This is a genomic window from uncultured Cetobacterium sp., assembly GCF_947039425.1.
Taxonomy (GTDB): domain Bacteria; phylum Fusobacteriota; class Fusobacteriia; order Fusobacteriales; family Fusobacteriaceae; genus Cetobacterium_A.
This window is the reverse complement of sequence record NZ_CAMQYW010000189.1, coordinates 1-3,875: the sequence shown is the minus strand read 5'-3', so window position 1 is coordinate 3,875 and position 3,875 is coordinate 1. Positions and strand designations below refer to the sequence as shown.

At 32.5% G+C, this 3,875-nt stretch carries 4 protein-coding genes and 1 pseudogene; all 5 read left to right on the top strand.

Annotation, left to right across the window (positions count from 1 at the left end; all coding sequences use genetic code 11):
* A pseudogene (locus Q0V09_RS08850) lies at positions 1–492 on the top strand (acetyl-CoA C-acyltransferase); the annotation flags it as partial.
* A gap of 18 nt (positions 493–510) precedes the next feature.
* Complete coding sequence (locus tag Q0V09_RS08845) at positions 511–915, top strand: MaoC family dehydratase (RefSeq protein WP_297488656.1); 405 nt, start codon at positions 511–513, stop codon at positions 913–915.
* Positions 916–932: 17 nt separating this feature from the next.
* A complete protein-coding gene (locus Q0V09_RS08840) occupies positions 933–2,078 on the top strand; it encodes an acyl-CoA dehydrogenase (protein ID WP_297406899.1) in 1,146 nt (381 codons plus the stop codon).
* A gap of 19 nt (positions 2,079–2,097) precedes the next feature.
* The gene (locus Q0V09_RS08835) at positions 2,098–2,883 is read left to right on the top strand and encodes an electron transfer flavoprotein subunit beta/FixA family protein (protein WP_297406900.1); all 786 of its coding nucleotides are present in this window, start codon (positions 2,098–2,100) and stop codon (positions 2,881–2,883) included.
* 24 nt (positions 2,884–2,907) lie between these two features.
* On the top strand, positions 2,908–3,875 hold a 968-nt coding region (locus Q0V09_RS08830; protein WP_297488652.1), incomplete at its 3' end, for an electron transfer flavoprotein subunit alpha/FixB family protein.

Genomic DNA, 3,875 nt, shown 5'->3' with positions numbered 1-3,875 from the left:
GGAAGTGTTACTGCTGGAAACTCTTCTGGTATAAATGATGGTGCAAGTGTTCTTCTTTTAGCTTCTGAAAAAGCTATTAGAGAACATAATTTAGAACCTATTGCTGAATTAATAGCTATTGGTCAGGGGGGAGTAGATCCTTTATTTATGGGACTAGGTCCTGTTCCTGCTATTGGAAATGCTCTTGAAAAAGCTAATATTCCATTAAAAGATATTGATCTTTTAGAATTAAACGAAGCTTTTGCAGCTCAAGCTCTTGGAGTTATGAAAGAACTTTCTAGTATCCATAATGTGGATACTGAGTGGTTTAGTGATAAAACTAATGTTAATGGGGGAGCTATTGCTCTTGGACATCCTGTTGGAGCTAGTGGAAATAGAATAATCGTTTCTCTATTACACGAAATGAAAAAAAGAGATTCTAACTATGGTTTAGCTAGTTTATGTATTGGTGGAGGAATGGGAACTGCTATTGTTTTTAAAAATATAAAATAAATTTAATGGAGGTCTATTATGAACTATTCAGATTTAAAAATTGGAATGAGTGAAACTATTACTAAAACTATTACTGAAACTGACATTATTCTTTATGCTGGTATCTCTATGGATAATAATCCTGCCCATACAAATGAAGAGTATGCTAAAACAACTATGTTTAAACATCGTATTGCTCACGGTATGTTAAGTGCTGGATTAATCTCTGCTGTTCTTGGTACTAAACTTCCTGGAGAAGGTAGTATTTATATGGCACAAGAATTAAAATTTTTAGCTCCTGTTTATGCTGAAGATACTATTTCTGCAACTGTTGAAATTATTGAATTAATACCTGAAAAAAATAGAGTTATTTTAAATACTAAATGTACTAACCAAAATGGTAAAGAAGTTATTATTGGTAAAGCTACATTAATGAAAAAATAAAAGTTAGGAGGAATTAAATGAATTTTACACTTAGCAAATCTCAAGAGCTTTTTAAAAATATGATAGTTTCCTTTACAGAAAAGGAAGTTAAACCTCTTGCTGGTGAAATTGATGAGGAGGAAAGATTCCCCATTGAAACAGTGGAGAAAATGAAAAAAATTGGTCTTATGGGTATTACAATCCCTACTGAGTATGGAGGTGCTGGCGGAGACCAAATTATGTATACAACTGCTGTTGAAGAGTTATCAAAAGCATGTGGAACAACTGGTGTTATTTTATCAGCTCATACATCTTTAGGTGTTGCTCCTATATTAGAATTTGGTACTAATGAACAAAAAGAAAGATTTCTTCCTAAAATGGCCACTGGTGAATGGATTGGTGCTTTTGGACTAACTGAACCAAATGCTGGTACTGATGCTGCTGGGCAACAAACAACAGCATATTTTAATGAAGAAAGTAACCAATGGATTCTTAATGGTTCTAAAATATTTATAACGAATGCAGGTTATGCTCATGTTTATATAATTTTTGCCATGACAGATAAAAGCAAAGGATTAAAAGGAATTTCGGCTTTTATAGTTGAAGCTTCTACTCCAGGATTCTCTGTTGGAAAAAAAGAAAAAAAACTTGGAATTAAAGGTTCTGCAACTTGTGAACTAATATTTGAAAATTGTAGAATTCCAAAAGATAATCTTTTAGGAGCTATTGGAAAAGGATTTAAAATTGCAATGATGACTTTAGATGGTGGAAGAATTGGTATTGCTGCTCAAGCTCTAGGTATTGCTGGTGGAGCTCTTGCTGAAACTATAAAATATGTTAAAGAAAGAAAGCAATTTGGAAGAGCTATTTCTCAATTTCAAAATACTCAATTCCAACTTGCAGATATGTATGCTAAAGTTGAAGCTTCTAAAAATTTAGTATATAAAGCAGCTTGGAAAAAAGAAAATAAAGAAAATTACTCTTTAGAAGCTGCCACTGCAAAACTATTTGCTGCTGAAAGTGCAATGGAAGTAACAACAAAAGCTGTTCAACTTCATGGAGGATATGGATATACAAGAGAGTACCCTGTTGAAAGAATGATGAGAGATGCTAAAATAACTGAAATTTATGAAGGAACATCTGAAGTTCAAAGAATGGTTATTGCTGGATCACTACTAAAGTAAACTAAGGAGGAGCATTAAAATGAATATAGTTGTATGTATTAAACAAGTTCCAGATACTACTGAGATTAGACTTGATCCTGTAAAAGGAACATTAATTAGAGATGGAGTACCAAGTATTATTAACCCTGACGATAAAGGTGGACTTGAAGAAGCTTTAAAATTAAAAGATATTCATGGAGCACATATTACTGTTATTACAATGGGACCACCACAAGCTGAAGCTGCTCTTAGAGAAGCTATTGCCATGGGTGTAGATAGAGCTATTCTTTTAACTGATAGAAAATTTGCTGGAGCTGATACTTTAGCTACATCTCACGCTTTATCTGCTGCTTTAAAAGAGTTAAATTATGATCTGATTATTGCAGGAAGACAAGCTATTGATGGAGATACGGCTCAAGTTGGGCCTCAAATTGCTGAGTTTTTAAATATTCCTCAAATTACATATGTAAATCAAATTGAATACATTAAAGAAAATACATTTAATGTTAAAAGAGCTACAGAAGAAGGATATATGTTGTTGCAAGTTGAAACTCCATGTCTTATGACTATTTTAGCTGAGGCTAACAGTCCAAGATATATGAATGTTAAAGATATTGTTACAGCTTATGATAAAGAAATTGAAATTTGGGGAGTTGATAAACTTTCAACTGTTGACCCTGATAAATTAGGACTTAATGGTTCTCCAACTAAAGTTAGAAAATCATTTACTAAAGGAGCCAAGTCTGCAGGGCAACTTTATGAAGTTGATCCACAAGAAGCAGCTAAAATTATAGTAGAAAAATTAAAAGAAAAATTTATAATCTAAAATTTTAACTAAGAGGAGATTATCATGAATTTAAACGAATATAAAGGTATACTTGTCTTTGCAGAACAAAGAGAAGGAGTGTTACAAAATGTCGGCTTAGAACTTATTGGAAAAGGTAAAGAGTTAGCCAAATCTTTAAATGAAAAAGTTTGTGCTGTTCTTTTAGGACATAATATATCAAATCTATCTAATGATTTAATAGCTTATGGTGCTGATAAAGTTATTGTTGTTGATTCTAAAGAATTAGAGTTTTATGATACTGAAGCATATACTCAAGCTTTTTCTAAAATCATAAAAGAAACTAAACCAGAAATTGTGCTTATTGGAGCTACAACTTTAGGAAGGGATTTAGGCCCTAGAATATCATCAAGACTTGAAACTGGATTAACAGCAGATTGTACTATGCTTGAGATCGGTGAAGCAAAAGAACTGCTAATGACAAGACCTGCCTTTGGTGGAAATCTTATGGCTACTATTATCTGTCCTGATCACAGACCTCAAATGTCTACAGTTAGACCTGGTGTAATGAAAAAAGAGATTAAAAACAATGACAACAAAGGAGAAATTATTGATTTTAAAATAGATTTTGATTTGTCAAAAATGAAAGTTAAAATTTTAGATATTGTTAAAGAAACTAAAGCAAAAGTGGATATAACTGAAGCAAATATTTTAGTTTCTGGTGGTAGAGGTGTTGGTAACTCTCAAGGATTTAACAATTTAGAACTTCTTGCTAGTGAATTAGGCGGAGTAGCATCAGCTTCAAGAGCTCTTGTTGATGCTGGTATAATTGGACATGATAGACAAGTTGGTCAAACTGGAAAAACTGTAAGACCTGATGTTTATTTTGCCTTTGGTATTTCTGGAGCTATTCAGCATTTAGCTGGAATGGAAGAATCAGAATATATTATTGCTGTAAATAAAGATAAATCAGCTCCTATTTTTGGCTCAGCAGATCTTGGATTTGTTACAGATTTAACTAAACTTTCTACATA

Bases quoted from the DNA above. Each gene is read 5' to 3' on its own strand.
- Q0V09_RS08845 (WP_297488656.1), top strand. From the start codon at position 511: ATGAACTATTCAGATTTAAAAATTGGAATGAGTGAAACTATTACTAAA.
- Q0V09_RS08840 (WP_297406899.1), top strand. From the start codon at position 933: ATGAATTTTACACTTAGCAAATCTCAAGAGCTTTTTAAAAATATGATA.
- Q0V09_RS08835 (WP_297406900.1), top strand. From the start codon at position 2,098: ATGAATATAGTTGTATGTATTAAACAAGTTCCAGATACTACTGAGATT.